At 70.3% G+C, this 16,347-nt stretch carries 11 protein-coding genes and 2 pseudogenes; 4 read left to right on the forward strand and 9 right to left on the reverse strand.

Translation table 11 applies throughout. The annotated features are described in order from the left end of the window. Positions 1-76: pseudogene (locus ACTMTI_RS53100) on the forward strand (phosphotransferase); the annotation flags it as partial. 156 nt (positions 77-232) lie between these two features. Here ACTMTI_RS53100 and ACTMTI_RS53105 read toward each other — a convergent pair. Continuing rightward, positions 233-958 carry an SDR family NAD(P)-dependent oxidoreductase gene (locus ACTMTI_RS53105; protein ID WP_441128670.1) on the reverse strand — a complete coding sequence of 242 codons (726 nt, stop codon included), beginning with the start codon at positions 956-958 and terminating at the stop codon, positions 233-235. 184 nt (positions 959-1,142) lie between these two features. On the opposite strand from ACTMTI_RS53105, the pseudogene ACTMTI_RS53110 reads away from it, so the two are divergent. Further along, positions 1,143-1,645: pseudogene (locus ACTMTI_RS53110) on the forward strand (sigma-70 family RNA polymerase sigma factor); the annotation flags it as partial. Between the two features lie 315 nt (positions 1,646-1,960). Here the strand turns inward: ACTMTI_RS53110 and ACTMTI_RS53115 are convergent. The 5 genes from ACTMTI_RS53115 to ACTMTI_RS53135 all read right to left on the reverse strand — a co-directional run bounded on the left by ACTMTI_RS53115 (position 1,961) and on the right by ACTMTI_RS53135 (position 9,066). Continuing rightward, positions 1,961-2,800 (reverse strand): NAD(P)H-binding protein, encoded by an 840-nt coding sequence (locus ACTMTI_RS53115; RefSeq protein WP_441128672.1) that lies wholly within the window; start codon positions 2,798-2,800, stop codon positions 1,961-1,963. 63 nt (positions 2,801-2,863) lie between these two features. After that, positions 2,864-4,609 (reverse strand): L-aspartate oxidase, encoded by a 1,746-nt coding sequence (locus ACTMTI_RS53120; RefSeq protein WP_441128674.1) that lies wholly within the window; start codon positions 4,607-4,609, stop codon positions 2,864-2,866. Then, positions 4,593-5,942: a cytochrome bc1 complex cytochrome b subunit gene (qcrB, locus tag ACTMTI_RS53125; RefSeq protein ID WP_441128675.1), complete on the reverse strand. Its 1,350-nt coding sequence runs from the start codon at positions 5,940-5,942 to the stop codon at positions 4,593-4,595. The genes ACTMTI_RS53120 and qcrB overlap by 17 nt, the downstream gene beginning before the upstream one ends. A 521-nt stretch (positions 5,943-6,463) precedes the next feature. Next, the gene (locus ACTMTI_RS53130) at positions 6,464-7,483 is read right to left on the reverse strand and encodes an aldo/keto reductase (RefSeq protein ID WP_441128677.1); all 1,020 of its coding nucleotides are present in this window, start codon (positions 7,481-7,483) and stop codon (positions 6,464-6,466) included. A 359-nt stretch (positions 7,484-7,842) separates the two neighbouring features. After that, complete coding sequence (locus ACTMTI_RS53135) at positions 7,843-9,066, reverse strand: GNAT family N-acetyltransferase (RefSeq protein WP_441128679.1); 1,224 nt, start codon at positions 9,064-9,066, stop codon at positions 7,843-7,845. A 67-nt stretch (positions 9,067-9,133) separates the two neighbouring features. Here ACTMTI_RS53135 and ACTMTI_RS53140 point away from each other — a divergent pair, with 67 nt between their 5' ends. Continuing rightward, entirely contained in the window at positions 9,134-11,899 is a 2,766-nt protein-coding gene (locus tag ACTMTI_RS53140; protein ID WP_441128681.1) for a helix-turn-helix transcriptional regulator, read from the forward strand. 477 nt (positions 11,900-12,376) lie between these two features. On the opposite strand, the gene ACTMTI_RS53145 is transcribed toward ACTMTI_RS53140, so the two are convergent. From ACTMTI_RS53145 to ACTMTI_RS53155, 3 genes are all read right to left on the reverse strand, one after another. Then, a complete protein-coding gene (locus ACTMTI_RS53145) occupies positions 12,377-13,051 on the reverse strand; it encodes a hypothetical protein (protein ID WP_138667628.1) in 675 nt (224 codons plus the stop codon). A 383-nt stretch (positions 13,052-13,434) separates the two neighbouring features. Continuing rightward, entirely contained in the window at positions 13,435-14,199 is a 765-nt protein-coding gene (locus tag ACTMTI_RS53150; RefSeq protein ID WP_441128683.1) for an NAD(P)-binding domain-containing protein, read from the reverse strand. 246 nt (positions 14,200-14,445) lie between these two features. After that, positions 14,446-15,405 carry an alpha/beta hydrolase gene (locus tag ACTMTI_RS53155; RefSeq protein ID WP_441128685.1) on the reverse strand — a complete coding sequence of 320 codons (960 nt, stop codon included), beginning with the start codon at positions 15,403-15,405 and terminating at the stop codon, positions 14,446-14,448. A 76-nt stretch (positions 15,406-15,481) separates the two neighbouring features. Between ACTMTI_RS53155 and ACTMTI_RS53160 the strand changes: the two genes are divergently transcribed. After that, positions 15,482-16,051, forward strand: coding sequence for a TetR/AcrR family transcriptional regulator (locus tag ACTMTI_RS53160; protein ID WP_441128687.1), 570 nt, complete (start codon positions 15,482-15,484; stop codon positions 16,049-16,051). Positions 16,052-16,347: the final 296 nt, after the last annotated feature.

The raw sequence follows: 16,347 nt of genomic DNA on the forward strand, positions 1-16,347 counted from the left end.
GCTCAGCGGGGTGATCGATTGGGATGAGGTCACGATCGGTGATCCCGCCGAGGACCTTGCGGCCGTTGAGGCCAGCTCGACCCACAGCCACAGGTCATCGGGCTGCTCCCCGAACATCTGCCGCTGCGCGGGGTTTCGATGGGGTACGGTCGATCGCTTTGCGGTTGGCGGTGGTGGTCAGGAGCCTGTGACGAATCAGCCTTTGCCCGTCTGTCTCTCCGTTCTGGGATGTTTACCAGGCGATGGGGCCGAGGCGGTCGATGAAGGTCCCGGTCGGCCCGTCAGAGGCGAGCGTCGCGCGATCGATGATCGGATCACTGCCCTCGGTGACCGTCAGCACGCCCACGGGGTTCATGTCGGTGGCGGGAAACCTGCCGTTGGCGACCTCGCCGGGGGTCACGGCGTTGAACTTGATGGCCGGCAGCGCCTGGGCGTATCGGACGGTGATCATGTTCAGTGCCGCCTTCGACGAGGTGTAGGCGAGTTCGTACATCTTCGAGACGGCTTGCCCGGGGTCAGTCACGAACGCGATGGACCCACCGGCGCCTGTGACCATCACCACCCGCGGGTTATCGGCCGCCTGCAACAGCGGCAGGAACGCATTCGTGACCCGGACCGGCCCGTACACATTGGTGTCGTAGACGGCGTGGATGTCCTTGGCCGTCGCGTCCGCCGGGTTGACGCCGCGGCCCGGCGTGCCAGCGTTGTTGATCAGCACGTCGATCCGGTCGGTGTGCTCCCGGACTAGCCGCACAGCCCCGGCCACCGACTCTTCCGAGGTCACGTCCAATGGGACCATGATGACGTGTGCGCCGTCGGCGGCCAGCTTCTGCGCGGCGGCCCTTCCCCGGCCCTCGTCGCGTGAGCCGAGGAAGACCCTCCAACCCAGCTCTCCGAGCCTACGCGCGGTCTCGTAGCCCAGGCCTTTGTTCGCTCCAGTGATCAATACTGAGGTCATGTTCTCTCCTGACGTTGTTGTACTTACGACCATGTGGCGGTTCCGACCCGATTCCTGTGACACTGCCGAGGTGTGATGTAGGCCACCAGCGGCGGTTGTCACAAGCCGGCGGGATCGGCGTCTTGTGTGCAGGCGCCGTCGAGATCAGCGTGGAAGGCCGGCAATGCGTAAGGGCAGCGACCAGATGGACCGGGCCACCGAGGCGTTCGTCGTCCATCGCACCCTGCTGTTCACCGTCGCCTACGAGATGCTCGGCTCGGCCGCCGATGCCGAAGATGTCCTGCGGGAGACCTGGCTGCGATGGTCGGGCGTCGATCTCGACGCAGTGCCGGACCAGCGGGCCTACCTGGTCCAGATCGCCATCCGGCGGGCCCTGGACCGGCTGCGCGCCATGAAGCGCCGCAAGGAGTCCTACGTCGGCCCCTGGCTGCCTGAGCCGCTGCTCACCGCGCCGGACGTGGCCGAGGACGTCGAGCGTGTCGATGGCGCTGATGCTCGTCCTGGAGACGCTGTCGCCGACCGAGCGCGCCGTCTTCGTGCTGCGCGAGGCCTTCGCTATCGGCTACGACGAGATCGCCGACGCCGTCGGCAAGAGCCCCCGCGGCCGTCCGCCAGCTCGCACATCGCACCCGCCGGCACGTCGATGCCCGCTGCCCTCGTGAAGTCGTCTGCCCGAGCCAGGCCCAGCTACGGCCGCTGCCTTCACGACCTCATCACCATGGTGGGTGACCTGCGCAAGCGCGAGATCGGCTGCACCAGCCTGCACGAGCGCCTGGACACCACCACCCCCGGCGGCCGCCTCGTCTTCCACGTCTTCGCCGTACTTCTCTCTTCCTGAAGGATTGAGCGTTCTGAAGGACTTAGCCTTTTCCGAAGGGGTGAGCGTTCTGAAGGACTTAGCCTTTTCCGAAGGGGTGAGCCGAACGGCGATCCAGCCGCGTCCCTGGCTGCCGGGCGCGTCCCTCGGGACGTGCCCGGCGGCCGGCAGGTGCCGCCTATCCGTCAGGCCGACGCTGCGCCGAAGGCGGCGGCGTGGTCGGCGACCCACTGCGCGTAGGTGAAGGGCGGTCGGCCGGTGACCTGTTCGACCGTCGGCAGGACCTCCGCGGGCTTGCCGACTCTCGCGGTGAGCAAGTTGACGTAATCGTCGATCCCCGCAGCGGGCATGCCGTGGCGGGCCATCTGGTCCCGGAACCAGTCCTCGGACTGCTCCTGCCACCGCAATGGTCGCCCGAGGGTCTCCGCGATGATGCGCAGGCGGTCGATCTGGGTCAGCGACTGCGGTCCGGTCACCGAGTACCCCTCGCCGGCACGCCCATCGAGGAGGCCGCGGACGGCGACCGCGGCGATGTCGCGCGGGTCGACCGGGGCCGTCGCGGCCTCGCCGTAGCGTCCGCGTACGACATCGCCCTCGATGATCTGGGGCGCCCAGACCAGGTCGTTGGTCGGAAGCCCGTCGGGCCGCACGAAGGTCCACGCCAACCCGGACGCTTGGACGGATCGTTCGAGCCGCAGGTGCACCTCGCCGACCCAGCCGGGCTCGGACCACGTGACCGACACCGAGGACAGCATCACGACATGGCGCAGGCCGGCTCGCTTCGCCACGTCGAGGAATCCGTCGATGCCCTGGAGGACGGGGAACAGGAAGGCCCGCTCGATGCCGGACAGTGCCTCCGGCAGGGTCTCCGGCCGGGTCAGGTCGCCGGTCACGACCTGGACCTGGTCGGGGAATGCATGGCCGCTGGGGTTGCGGGTCAGGACGCGGACCTTCTCACCCTCCTCCAGGAGTTGGCGGACGACGTGGGAACCGACGTTTCCGGTGGCACCGGTTACCAGGATCATGGTTGAGATCTCCTTAATTTCTTTCTCTTTGTGTGAGCCGGGGGCCGGTCGGTGACGATCGCGTCACTCGACCAGCCGTCCGGTGGATTCGAGGTCGGCCGTGCGTTCCACGAGGCGGGCGAGCTCCGGGGCGGGCTCGGGCACCGCGCGGCTGGCGAGCCGGAGTCCCGACTCGGTCGAGGACACTTCCAGCGTCCTGGTCAGCGTCTCGTCCAAGGCCGGATAGTCGCTGCGGTTGTGACAGCCTCGGGTCTCCCGGCGGGCGATGGCCCCCAGGACGGTCGCCTCGGCCACGAGCAGCGCCGCCCGCAGGTCGAGCAGATGCGCGAGGTCCTCATAGCCTTCGGCGGTGGGCGAAACGTCCACGTCCCGCGCTCGTTCGGTCAGGGCCTCGATGACGGCCAGGGCCTGCTTCAGCCCGTCCTCGTCGCGGACTACGCCGCAGCGCTCCCACATGAGGGTGCGCAGGTCGCGCTGGATCGGCCGGGCGAACTCGCCGCCACGCTTGACCAGCCCGAGGAGCGCTTCGTTGGCCGCGGTGACGACGGCGCAGGGGCGGCTGATGGTGGTCCTGTCCCTGGCCCAGGCGGCCGCCGCCTGGCCGGCGCGGCGGCCGAAGACCACCGTCTCGGCGAGTGAGTTGCCGCCGAGCCGGTTGGCGCCGTGCAGGCCCGCGGTGACCTCGCCGGCGGCGTACAGGCCGGTCAGGTCGGTGGCGGTGGTCTCGGCGTCGACCACCACGCCGCCCATGGAGTAGTGCGCGGTGGGAGCGACTTCCATGGGGGTGGTGGAGATGTCGAGGAGCTGGTGTTCGAGGAACTGCCGGTACATGCGCGGCAGCCGTTCCAAGATCAGAGCCTTGTCCTGGTGGGAAATATCAAGAAATATCCCGCCGTGCGGTCCGGAGCGGCCCTCGGTGATCTCGGTGTAGCAGGCCAGGGCGACCCGGTCACGGGTGGACAACTCCATGCGTTCGGGGTCGTAGGCGGTCATGAACCGTTCGCCGAGCGCGTTGTACAGCCGTCCGCCCTCGCCGCGCACAGCCTCGGTGACCAGGGTGCCGGCCACCTCTTCCGGATGGACCATCCCGGTGGGGTGGAACTGCACCAGCTCCAGGTCCGCCAGCCGGCAGCCCGCGCGCAGGGCCAGGCTCATGCCGTCGCCGGTGTTCTCGTCGCGGCGTGAGGAACTGCGCCGCCACAACCGGGTGTGCCCACCCGCGGCCAGCACCACGGCGTCGGCATAGATGGCGGTCCTGGTCCCGGTGTCCAGGTCGAAGCCGAAGGCGCCGAAGCACTCGCCGTCGGCGTGCAGCAGGCCGGAGACGTAGAAGCGCTCACGCATCGCGATGCCCGCGCTCCTGCGCGCGAGAGTCTCGAGTACGGCACGGCCGGTCCAGTCACCGGCGAAACAGGTGCGGCGATAGGTGTGCGCGCCGAAGAAGCGCTGGTCCAGCCGGCCGTCGGGGAGCCGGGTGAAAGGTGTGCCCCAGTCGGCGAGCTCACGGATCGCCTCGGGCGCCTCGCGGACCAGGATCTCGATCATCGCCGGGTCCCCGAGGCCGTAGCCCTCCTTGTAGGTGTCGGCGAAGTGCTGTTCCCAGGTGTCCTGCGGGTCCCGGGTGCCCAGGACGGCGTTGATGCCGCCGGCGGCGAGGACGGTGTGGGCGTCCGTCCTGGCGCGCTTGCCGACGATGAGCACCTCGCATCCCGCCTCGGCGGCGGCGATCGCCGCCCGCAATCCGGCCGCGCCGGAGCCGATGACCAGGACGTTCACCGCGTGGATCTCGATGTCAGTGTTGATCGGCATGGATACCTTTCCGAGCGGGGGATGCGATGACCTCGGTGTACTCACCGCGGGGCGAGCGGCGCAGGACGCCGGTCTCGATGCCGTGCGTGAGCTGCTGCCTGTCTTGTTCCTGCAGGGCCAGGCAGATGCGCCGGGTGTGCTCGAAGACCACGACCGGCCCGGCCACGACCGCGACGCGGAAGAACCAGGTGACGGCGAACAAGGACAGGTTGAAGTGGTGGGCGAGCTGGTCATTGGCGGCCGCCGCCCACAGCAGGCCGTAGAAGGTCATGCCGGCCGCGCCTGCGGCGGTGCGGACGGCGGCCTCACGGGGCCGGTCCAGGGTGTGGTGGATCCGGCTGTCGCCGGTGAGCCGGCGTTCGATGAGCGGATAGGCGGCCAGGACGGTGAAGAAGGCGCCCGGCACCATCAGGGCGGGAATGAGAACGGACAGGGTGAGCGGGTGACCGGCGACGATGGGTTCCCAGGCGGGCATGATGCGGATGGCGCCGTCGAGGAAGCCCATGTACCAGTCGGGTACGGCTCCGGCGCTGGTGGTGCCAGGGCGGGCTGGGCCGTACAGCCAGATGGGGTTGATCTGCGCGACGGTGCCCAGCAGGGTGAGCATGCCGCAGGTGGCGAAGAACAACGCCAGCGAGCTGAGCGGCGGTATGTGGGTGGCGCCCGGGTAGTGGCTGTGGCCGTGCCGCAGCAGCAGCCAGCGTCTGACGATGAGCAGCTCGACCATGATCACCGGGATGAGCAGGACGTGCAGCCGGTAGAACAGCGGGATGACCTGATCACCGGGGACGGCGCCGCCGAACAGCAGGCCGGTCAGGTGGGTGCCGACGAGCGGGATGGACTGGGTGACGCCCTGGATCAGGCTGAGGCTGCCACCGGAGAGCATGTCGTCGGGCAGGATGCCGCCGGTGACGCCCGCGGCGATGCCCAGGACGAACAGGGCGACCCAGATCAGCCAGTTCAGGCCGCGTGGCCGGCGGAAGGCGCCGGTGAAGAACAGGCGCAGCAGGTGCACGCACACGGCGCCGATGAAGATCAGCGTGGCCCAGTGGTGGACCTGCCGCATCAGCAGACCGCCGCGTACCTCCAGGCTGACCTCCAAGGTGGAGGCGAAAGCCTGGCTGACCGGCACGCCGCGCAGCGGAGTGTAGGCGCCCTGGTAGATGACCTGGGTCGTGTCCGGGTCGTAGAAGAAGGTCAGGAATGCTCCGGTGAGGACCAGGACCACCAGGCTGTAGATCGCGATCTGGCCGAACAGGAACGACCAATGGTCGGTACGGCTGAGTGGCCGCTTGCCCGCAACGTGCGCCAGCCGTACCTGCAGGCCCTTCACGCGCCGACCACACGGAAGAGTCCGGCGGAGTCCTTGGACTCCCGCCGATGCATGTGATGCGAAACTCGCGCGGGGTTGTCAATCCCGTGTGCCATTGCTTGCTCCTCAGCCTGTGGGCTGCTTGATGGTGGCGATTGATGCGGTTGACGGGGTTGGTCACGGCGACCAGGCCGCACGGTTCCTCGAGTCTTGTCGGTGTACGGCGGGCGTCACCGCCCGCTGGGCGGAAGCCACTCCGTGAGGTGGACGAGCGCGCCGGCGGGGTCGGTGAGCTGCACCACCAGTTCGCCCTACGGCTCGGTGCGCAGCGGGCGGGAAATGGCGGCGCCTTCCGCGACCGGCCGCGCGTATTCGGCCGGAAGGTTCGTGACGGCGAAGGACACCACCGCACCGGCCGGCCCCTCGCCGACCGCTGAGCAGCACCGACCGGGCCAGATTGCGCCTCCAGATGGAGGCCGGCCCTGCAGACGCACCGAGCAGGGAAACTCTGGTGACGTTGAAGGGTGCGGTCCAGCAGAGGGTCACCGATCTTCTTGATCGAGCGTGCCGTGAGCCTGCGCCGAGAGGTCCTGCCAGTCGGCCCAGGTCTTGAGCCGGTCGCGCAGATCAGACCACAACCGGGCCGGGATGCGCGCTGAGAACGCGGTGGCATTGCGCCGCACCTCCTGCGCCGAGCGCATACCGACCACGATGCCCGCGACCGCGGGGTGGCGCAGCGGGAAGGCCATGGCGGCCTGGGGAACGGTCACGCCGTGCGCCTCGCAGACATCCGCGATGCGGTTGACCCGTTCCAGCAGCTCCGGGGCGGCGGGTGCATAGTCGAACCGCGCCCCCTCGGCGGGCCGGTCGGTTGCCAGCAGACCGGAGTTGAAGACGGAGGCGGCCAGGACCGAGACTCCGCGTTCGGCGCAGGCGGGCAGCAGTTCGTCCAGGGCGGTGTGGTCCAGCAGCGTGTAGCGGCCCGACAGCATGACCACGTCCGCGTCGGTCTCCCGCACCAGGCGGGTCAGCTTGCCGGGGTGGTACATGCCCGCGCCGACGGCGCCGACCACGCCCTGGGAGCGCAGCTCGGCCAGTGCCGGGTAGCCGTCGCGCAGGGCAGTCTCGAAGTGCTCCTCGGCATCGTGCAGATACAGCACGTCGATCCGGTCGACGCCCATGCGGGTCAGCGAGTCCTCGACGCTGCGCAGGATGCCGTCGCGGGAGAAGTCCCAAACCCGGCGGTGCGTGGCCGGCACGGCGAAGCCCTCGTCCATCCGGCCGTTCGGATCCTGCGGGACCAGCAGCCGGCCGACCTTCGTCGACAGCGTGAACTCTGCCCGCGGCTTGCTGCGCAGCAGCTCGCCGATGCGGCGCTCAGAGTGCCCGATGCCGTAGTGCGGCGAGGTGTCGAAGTAGCGGATTCCCGAGTCCCAGGCGGCCGCCAGTGCCTGCGCCGCGGTGTCGTCGTCCAGCGGTTCGAACAGGCCGCCCAGCGGCCCGCCCCCGAAGCCCAGTTCGGTGACCTCCACCGTGCTGCGACCGAGGCGATGAGTGCGCATGTGACTTGTCTCCCTCGTGTGCGGTTCCGGCTTCCGGCCGGACATTATGATGTTCATGCCGATCTGATCCGCTTCGGCGCCCGGTGTGATGAGGACTCCGGTGAGACGGCCGTCCGAACCAGCACGTTCCGGGGACCAGGTCGTCGTGGCTCACCACCTCGGCGCCGTTGCGCGACGGTTGCCGCAGTCGGCTCCAGATGCGGCGAAGCCGCGGCACGTCCAACCGCCCCTCGCCTTCCCGGAAGCACTGCTGCATCCAGGGTCGCGGTGGGTGCGATCGTCGCCGCGTCCTGCGCCGCTGAAGCGCCGGCTCTCCAGTGGAGTCCGCCAGGCGACGTCCTTGGTCTCCAAAGCGCCCGTCAGAAGGCGGGGAAGGCCCAGCCCGAGGGGTGGAAGGGCTCGCGCTCGCCACGGAAGGCGAGCGAGGCGGCGGTGACCGCCCCGGGGCGCAGTTCCTCGACGCGGCCCGCGGCCGCCAGGGCCGCCAGGGTGGTGCCGCCCAGATAGGCCGCACCCAGCTCGGCGGAGGTCAGCCGCAGGCCCGGCCGGGCCTGGGTGCGTTCGCAGGTGACGGAGTCGCCGTCGGCCCGCAGGTGGTAGCGCCCCGCGTTCCATGGGCAGAACGTGTCCTGAACCTCCAGGACCAGGTCCAGCGGAGTCGAGTAGCGGCGTGCCGCCAGCGCGCGGTCGACGTCCACCAGGCGGACCCAGAGGTTGTCGATCACGCTGGTGCGAGCCGCGCGCGGGTCGGTCAGCAGGTGCTTCAGCGGTTCGTCGACGGCGCCGTCATAGGTGAGGCCGGCGTGAGCGTCGAGGTCGATGAGGTAACGCCACAGGGCGGCGTAGGACTGCCTAGTGGTGGCCGCGACCTCGATGACCTGCACCAGCCGCGGCTTGGAGCGGTAGAAGACGTAGCCGCTGACCTCGCCGCCGGGCTCGGTGTGGACGGCGAAGCGCAGGGCCGTCCCGCCGTCGCGCGCGCGTTCGCCGTCGGCCAGCCGGGCCTCCCAGAACTTCTCCGTACGGTCCACCCAGCCGACCCCGGTACGGCGGGCGGTGTCGTAGACCTTCTCTAGCAGCGGCCGGGCCTGCCGGCGGTCGAGCAGGCGGATCGTCCCGTCGCCGAGGTCGGTGCCGGGCCTCAGGGCCAGGAGCTTCTTGTCCGCCTGGATCTCGGCCACGCAGCTGGCGACGCCGTACCCGAAGCGGCCATAGATCGTGGCCTCGGCGGCGTTGAGCGCGGCGATCGGCTCGCCGCCTGATTCGTGCAGGTCGGTGAGCTGCTTGCGCATCATCGCGGTGAGGATGCCGCGGCGCCGGTGGGTGGGCAGGACCGCGACGAGCGTGATGCCGGCGACGGGCGTCACCGCGCCGGGGACCGTCATGACGCGGCCGTAGATCGACGCACCGCCGACGATCTCCTCGCCGTCGTAGGCGGCGATCGTGCGTCCGGGCTCGATGGAGTCGGCGGCGTTCCGCAGGCCGCCCTCGTACCAGTCCTGGCCGTAGGTCGTGGTGATCATGCGAGCCCACGCGTCGAGCTCGTCGGCGCGGATCGTCCGCAGGGGGTAGGTCGCCGTCATGCTTCGAGAATGGCCGGGTAAACAGGCACCGCACATCGGGTGATCTGTGTATTTATATGCTGGCGTCGTGGTGGCGGAGCGCGTGGTCAGCCCGGTGTTCGTCGGCCGGGGCGAGGAGTTGTCGGCGCTGGTGGCGGCCCTGGACACGGCTGTCGGGCAGGGGCCGGCGGTGGTGCTGGTGGCCGGGGAGGCCGGGATCGGCAAGTCGCGGCTGCTCGCCGAGTTCGCGCGGTCGCTGGGCCGGGGCGTGCGGGTGGTCGAGGGCGCCTGCGCGGAGCTGGGCAGCGACGGCCTGCCGTACGCGCCGTTCGTGACGGTGCTGCGCAGGCTGATCCGGGTCGAAGGGGTGCTGCCGGGGCCCTACCGCCAGCTGGCCCGCTGGTTCCCCGAGCTCGGCGAGGCGGGCGACGCGGAAGGCGGCAAGCATCTGCTGTACGAGGAGGTCCTGACGCTGGTCGAGCGGGTGGCCGCGAACCAGCCGCTCGTCGTCTCGATCGAGGACCTGCACTGGGCCGACGCCGCCACCCGCGAGCTGCTCGGCTTCCTGGCCAGAAACCTGACCCAGGCCGGTGTGCTCCTGGTGATCACCTACCGGCCGCCGGAAACTGGCAACGGACTGCTCGGGCCGCTGCTGTCCGAGCTGGCCCGCCGCCCGCGCACCACCACGCTGCGGCTGCCTGGCCTGGACCGGCAGGGCGTGGGCCGGCAGCTGGCCGCGATCCTCGGCACCGAGCCGGACGCGGCCGCCGTACGCCGCGTACACGAACGCAGCGACGGCACCCCGCTGTTCGTCGAGGCGCTCGCCCACGCCGGTGAACGGACCCCGGACAGCCTGCGCGACCTGCTGCTGCACGGCCCGCGGTCGCTTCCCGGCCCGGCGCGCGAGCTGCTGCGCATCGCTTCGGCAGCGGGCGGCCGGGTCTGCCACCGGCTGCTGGCGCAGGTGGCCGGGCAGGACGGGACCGGGCTGGATGCCCTGCTGCGCGAGCTCGTCGACCGCAGCCTGCTCGTCACCGCAGGGGACGGCTACGACTTCCGCCATGCCCTGATCCGGCAGGCGGTGTACGAGGACCTGCTGCCCGGCGAGCGGGCGCGCCTGCACGCGCGCTACGCCGAGGCCCTGCGCGATTCCGGCGCCCACGCGGAGCTGGCCGCACACGCCCACGCCGCCGGTGATCGCGGGCTGGCCTTGTCCGCCGCTTACCTGGCCGCGGGCCAGGCGCGCAGGTCCTACGCCTACGAGGAGCAGGTCCGCATGCTCGACCAGGTCCTCGAACTCTGGGACCCGCAGGCGCGGCTGGGCGTCGACAGGATCGACGTACTGACCGGCGCGGCCGAGGCGTGCATGCTCAGCGGCGACTACGCTCGCGGGGTCGAGTACGCCAGCGCCGGGCTGGCCGCCGTGAACGAGCGGCGCGAGCCCGAGCGGGCCGCCCAGCTGCTGGAACATCGAGGCAGGCTGCGGCACCGGCTGGAGGCGACCGGCGTCTCCGACTGGGAACGAGCCCTGGAACTGGTGCCCGCCACCCCCGGCGGCGTTCAGCGAGGGCGGCTGCTCGGCGTGCTGGCCATGGGCCTGCTGCCGGAGGTGGACCGGGCTCGCGAGCCGTTCGAGGAGGCGCTCGCCATCGGTCGGCGTACCGGCGATGCCACGGTCACGGTCCGTGGGCTGCTGGGCGTCGGCTCCATGACGGGCGACCTCGGGATGCTGGCGCAGGCCCGCACGCTGGCCGATCGGCTCGACGGCCACGACCTGCTCATGACCGTCCCGATGTACGAGGCGACGCTGCACACCAAGGCCGGTGACCACGACCGCGGCATCGAGGCGGCCCGCGACGGCATCCGCCACGCCCGCCGGTACGGGCTGGGCCGCAGCCGGGGCGCCGAGCTCGCGCGCTTCGCCGGACACAGCCTGATCCTGGCCGGGCGGTGGGACGAGGCCGCCACCGTGCTGGAGGAGAGCCTCCAGGAGGACCCGCCACCGCTGCCGCGGCAGGCCCTGCGCGTGCTCGCCGGCTACCTGTCGCTGCTGCGCGGAGACTTGGCCAGGGCGGCCGACGCCGCGGCGGCCGTGGAGCACACCGGCAACGGGGGCCTGTTCCCCCGCTATCAGCTGCTCTGCCTGCTCGCCGTCGCCCAGGGCAACCACGAGAGGGCAGACCTGCTCCTGGACCGGGCGCTGGCCGACCCGGCGCTCACCCGGATCTACAGCAGCGACGCCCGGCCGGTCCTGGTCGCCGGCGCATTGGCGCAGCGGGCCCGGCTCGCGCACGGCGACGGCAGGGACCTACGGCAGCGGGTCGCGAAACGACAGGCCGAGCTCTCCGCGGCCGATACGGCGCTCGGCGTGGACGGGCCGCTCGACCGAGCTTGGCAGATCATGCTGCGCGCGCTTATCAAGGACGACGGCTGGGACCACGCCGCGGGTGCCTGGCGGGAACTGCGGCAGCCGTACGAGCTGGCGCTGAGTCTGTTCCACGGCGCGCGAGCCGCGCTGGCGGCGAGCGACCGGCCCGGGTCAACGGCCCGCCTCAGGGAAGCCGCGTGGCTGGCCGAAGACCTGGGCGCCGCGCCGCTCACCCGCGAGATCGCCCTGCTCGGGCGACCCCGACCGGCTCAGGGTGGGCTCACGGAGCGCGAGCGTGACGTGCTCAGGTTGATCGCCGAGGGCCTGAGCAACCGGCAGATCGCCGCCCGGCTGCACATCTCACCGAGTACGGCGGGGGTGCATGTCTCCCACATCCTGACGAAACTGGGCGCGGCCACCCGCACCGAGGCGGCGGCCATCGCGTTCCGTGAGGGGCTGGCGGGGGTCCTTCCCCGCTTAGCTTGACGTTTACCTTTCCTGGTCCGGTGACCGTCTCGACGCGCTTGGTGGCCTTGCCCACATCGTGCTGCGGGCAAGACTGGCCTGGTCGGATCTACAGCGTCAACGAATCTGACACCAAGCCCGGTTCGCCGTTCCACTCCTACTGGCAGGCCGGCTTGAGGGCGGCACGTCGTCCGCCGGGCAGCCGCTCCACCTGGACGCAAATGACCGTGCCGGACAGGATCGGCGCTTCGGCCCGGTGGGCGAAGTGGTCTTTCTTGTCCAGCTTGGGGTGCAGGCCGTGCCAGGCGGTGACGCTGACCTGGCCGTAGTGCCCATCGTGGAGGGTCAGCTGCTGGTCGGGCTCGCCCCAGGTGTCGGGGCGGGCGCAGGAAAACGGCTCGCCGTGGCGGCCGGGGACGTCCGGCGCAGCCGCCGTTTCCGGCTCGCGCGGCGGCGGATCACGATACAGCAGCCGGTCGTTACGGATGCCGACAAGAGCTATTGCAGGCGGATCGCCTCGGCCGCGCGGCGGCAGACCGGGTAGACCGGGTTCCCGCCGGCGTCCAGCCCCTCCACCAGACGGTCATCGATCACCACGACGTCCCACTCGCCCGGGGCGACCCTGCCCACCACCAGGCCCATCAGCCACGGCCACCACGTCTCATCGGTGTCGCCGGCCGTCAACGGGTAGCGGACCCGCACCGGAGACGCGTCCGGGAACGGGTTCGCCTGCCGGGCCAGCGCTCCCGCCAATGCCTCCACGCCCAGCTCCAGGTCCGACTTGGCCAGCGCCGCCTCGATCGTGCCCGCGGCCAACTCATCGGCCAGCGCCAGGATAACCGTGTTGCTCGCCGCGGACGCCTCCACCGCCGCCACGTACTGATCGACCTTCGCCGCCTCGGCCGCGGTCAGGTCCTGAGCCTGCCAGCGCTCACCGGTCTCGACCCACAGCCACATGTGATCGCGCTGCTGCCTGATTACCTGCTTGATCCGCTCCACGGTGTGGTCGTCCAGCAGATGCGGGGCGCGCCGCGCCGGCTCCAGGGTCCGCACCTGATCGCGGTTGGCGCCCAGCTGCTCCAGGACGACCGCGGTCATCATGTCCACGTCGGCCACCGGGCGCCACTCGGGTTCGCCCCGGCCGTCCCTGCCGCCACCATCACCACGCGCCATGCCTCAGATCGTCCCAGACCCCCACCAGCCGCCCGCTGCACCTTCACCACATAGAGACCCAGGGCTGCCTCCCACACGTGATCATTATCAGCGCCAACCGTCTGTGCGATGGAACGGAATCCGGCGTCAACCACGTCCGGAAGACCGCAGCGGCAGGGGGTTGCTGACCTGGGAGAACCCCGTTAACGCCGGATTCCGTTCCAAATCTCTCTGACCCCCGAGTAGCTCGACGCGCCTCTGAATCAGTCCGGCCACCCGCTCAGGATGGGCCATTAAGAAATAGCTGGCCATATTGGTTCCGAACGAATGCCCCAACAGAACACGCCCCGTGAGTCAGCGGTCGATTCACGGGGCGGTTTTGGGCGCGAGCCCTCTGCCCGGGGCTACTTCAGATCGGAGAGGAGGTCATCGAGCGCTTGGTTGAGGGCTTCGGAGTTGGCAGGGGTGAACCATGTGGTGCGGATGCGTTCGTTGATTCCGTTCGGGGTTTCGTGGTCGGCCGCGAGCTGGTGCAGGGATCTGGCCTCGTCGCTCAGGCCGCGACCGACCCCCTGGAAGAGGCTGCGAACATAGCTGTCCGCCTCGTCGGAGGCGATGCCGTGGCCGATGGCCCACGACGTGAGGGTGGCGAGGTACGAGTAGTGGGTGGTCAGCGTCCCCGTCAGTGCGGAGAAGACGTTGAAGGCCGCCTCGTCCGCGACCGGGAGCACCCCGCCCAGGTGCTCGAAGAGGGAGTTCACCGCCGGGTGCGACGGGTACGTCACCGTGATGGAGCGCCGTTCGCGTACGGCAGGCAAGGGGATGGCCCGTACCAGGAGGGCGTCGGTGGCGAGTATCTGGCGCAGATCGTCGTTGCCGACGCCGGCCATCACGTTCACCACGATCTTGTCGTCGTCCACACTCAGGCCGGCCAGTGCTTCATACCGGTCTGGAGGGCGTACGGCGATGATCACCGCTTCGGAGCGGTCCACCACCTCCTGATTGTCGGCGCATACCTGGACGCCCTCGTAGCGCTCGGACAGCTCCGCAGCAGTGCGGGCTCCCCGTGGGGAGAGGAACACCTCGGGGGACTTGTCAGCTCCGTCACACAGGCCCACTACGACGGCTCGGCCGATCTCCCCTACCCCAATGATGCCGATGCGCTTCACTGTGTCTTCCTCCAGTGCGTGCGTGCGTGGTGGTCGTGACCCATATTGGTCCGGGTCTGTGACGTTAAGCATGTATCAGTCGAGTCCGTGTCGAGCGCACTGCGGTGCCCCGGTCCCGCCCCGGAACGTTCCGGGACGGGACCGGTGTCGCCGGAGGTGTCCTTGGTGAGCAGATCGGTCAGCCCGACGCTTGTGCCGAGCATGAACAACACGGTCGCGGCGGGGCGGGCCCATCTTTCTTTCGGGTCACGCGGTGAGGGAGGCTCGGAGGAACTCGAGGATTTCCGCCCGCGCGGCCTCGGCCTGCTGCGCCACGCCCGGCATGCTGAGGAACGCGTGCCCCGCTCCGGGGTATTCGGTGAGCCGCACGGGCGTCCCGGCCGCTCGCAGTCGTTCGGCGTAGCGGCGGCCGTGATCGGCCAACGGGTCGTGGGTCGGCACCACCACCAGCGCTGGGGCCAGCCCTTTCAGGTTGCCGGCATACAGCGGCGAGAGCGCGCGAGGGTCGGTTCCCGGTGGAACGGCGAGCCGCTGGAACAGTTGCAGCTGCGGCACGGCGAGGGTCGGGGTGTGGGCGTGCTGGGTGACCGAGGCGTGGTCGAGCATCGTCTCGGTCGCATCGACAGCGGGGTTGACCAGCACCTGCGCCTGCAGGTGAGGGCTGGCGTCTCCGGCCCGGATCGCCGCCAGGGCGCAGATCAACCCGCCGCAGCTCTCGCCGAAGACGGCGGTCCGCGCCGGGTCGATGCCCCACTGCGCGGCATGCCGCACCACGTACTGGAGCACGTCCCAGCCGTCGTCGACGGCCGCCGACAGCGGAGTCTCCGGGTCGACGAGGCGGTGCTCGACCGAGACGACGACCGCGGGCAGCCGGGCGGCGAGATGGCTGTTGACCCAGTCGCTCTGCACCGCCGTGCCCACGAAGCCGCCCCCGTGCACGTGGAGCACGAGCGGCAGGCCGGCCCTGCCATCGTCCCAGTCGCGCCCGGCAGAAGGCCGGTACACCCGGACCGGGAGCTCGCGACCGGGCAGCGCCACCTCCTGCCAACCGATCGCGGCGCCGGGATCCGGATCCCCGGTGATCGCCCGCGCCGCGCTGGACGCCCGAAAGCGGTTCTCCGCGTCGCGGTAGGCGAGCAGCTCCTGGGCCGTCATCGTCGACCAGTCCGGCGCCGGCGGCCGCTCCGTAGCAGTGACCTCACTCATGTCTTCTCCTTGCTCACGTAGTTTCGCTACCCAAGGTTTCGATACCTAAGGTAGCGCAAATGGGTATCGTATGAACATGACCTCGACCACATCAGCCAGACCGCCCGGTCGCCCGCGCTCCGGCGTCAACGCCGTGGTCTTCGCCGCAACGCTCAGCACGGTCCACGAGCTCGGCTACGCGCGTGCCACCGTCGACCGCATCGCCGCCGCGGCCGGCGTCGCGAAGACGACGATCTACCGCCGCTGGCCTTCGAAGGGCGCGCTGATCGTGGACTGCCTCCTGGACGCGTTCGGCCCGGCGCCGCTGGAGGGCACCAGTCGAGCTGAGCTCATGTCCTCCGCCATCCGCTGGATCGCGGCGAAGATCGGCGAACCCGGAGTCGGCGACGCGTTCGCCGGCGTGTTCAGCGACGCCGTCAGCGACCCGGCCCTGCGCGAAATCCTGTCCGCGCAGTTGCAGGACCCCTACCGACTCGCGCTCCAGGACGCGCTCGGCGAGCCGGAGAACCGGGTCCTGTTCTTCATCGACGTCGTCGTCGGAACTTTGCTCCACCGGATGGGCATGACCGGCGAGCCGATGGTGGATGCCGACGTCGACGCACTGATCGGGATGGTTCTGCCGCACTTCGCCGACGATGCGGCCTGACTGTCGATCGCTTCGCGCGTGGCGACGCATCGTGCCCCGGCCGCTGTCGGCGCCGGCGGGGCACCCTATGAAGACTCCCCCGTCTGCCGGGATGGTGGTGTGACGGTCGGAGTCCCGGCGACCGGGGCCACTGGCCGCGGCCTTCTGGCCGAAGCCTGCGGCGCTCGGGTCTTGGCCGAGCACCGGGGAGCAGCCGACGTCCATGATCGACTTTCCGCCGGCCGGTCAGGCAGCCAGGTCCAGGGCGGAGAAGTCCACCTCCTTGAGGACGGGGTGGAACGCGGCGGGGATCAGCG

The sequence above is a fragment of the Nonomuraea sp. H19 genome (assembly GCF_052068215.1).
In the GTDB taxonomy this organism is placed as follows: domain Bacteria; phylum Actinomycetota; class Actinomycetes; order Streptosporangiales; family Streptosporangiaceae; genus Nonomuraea.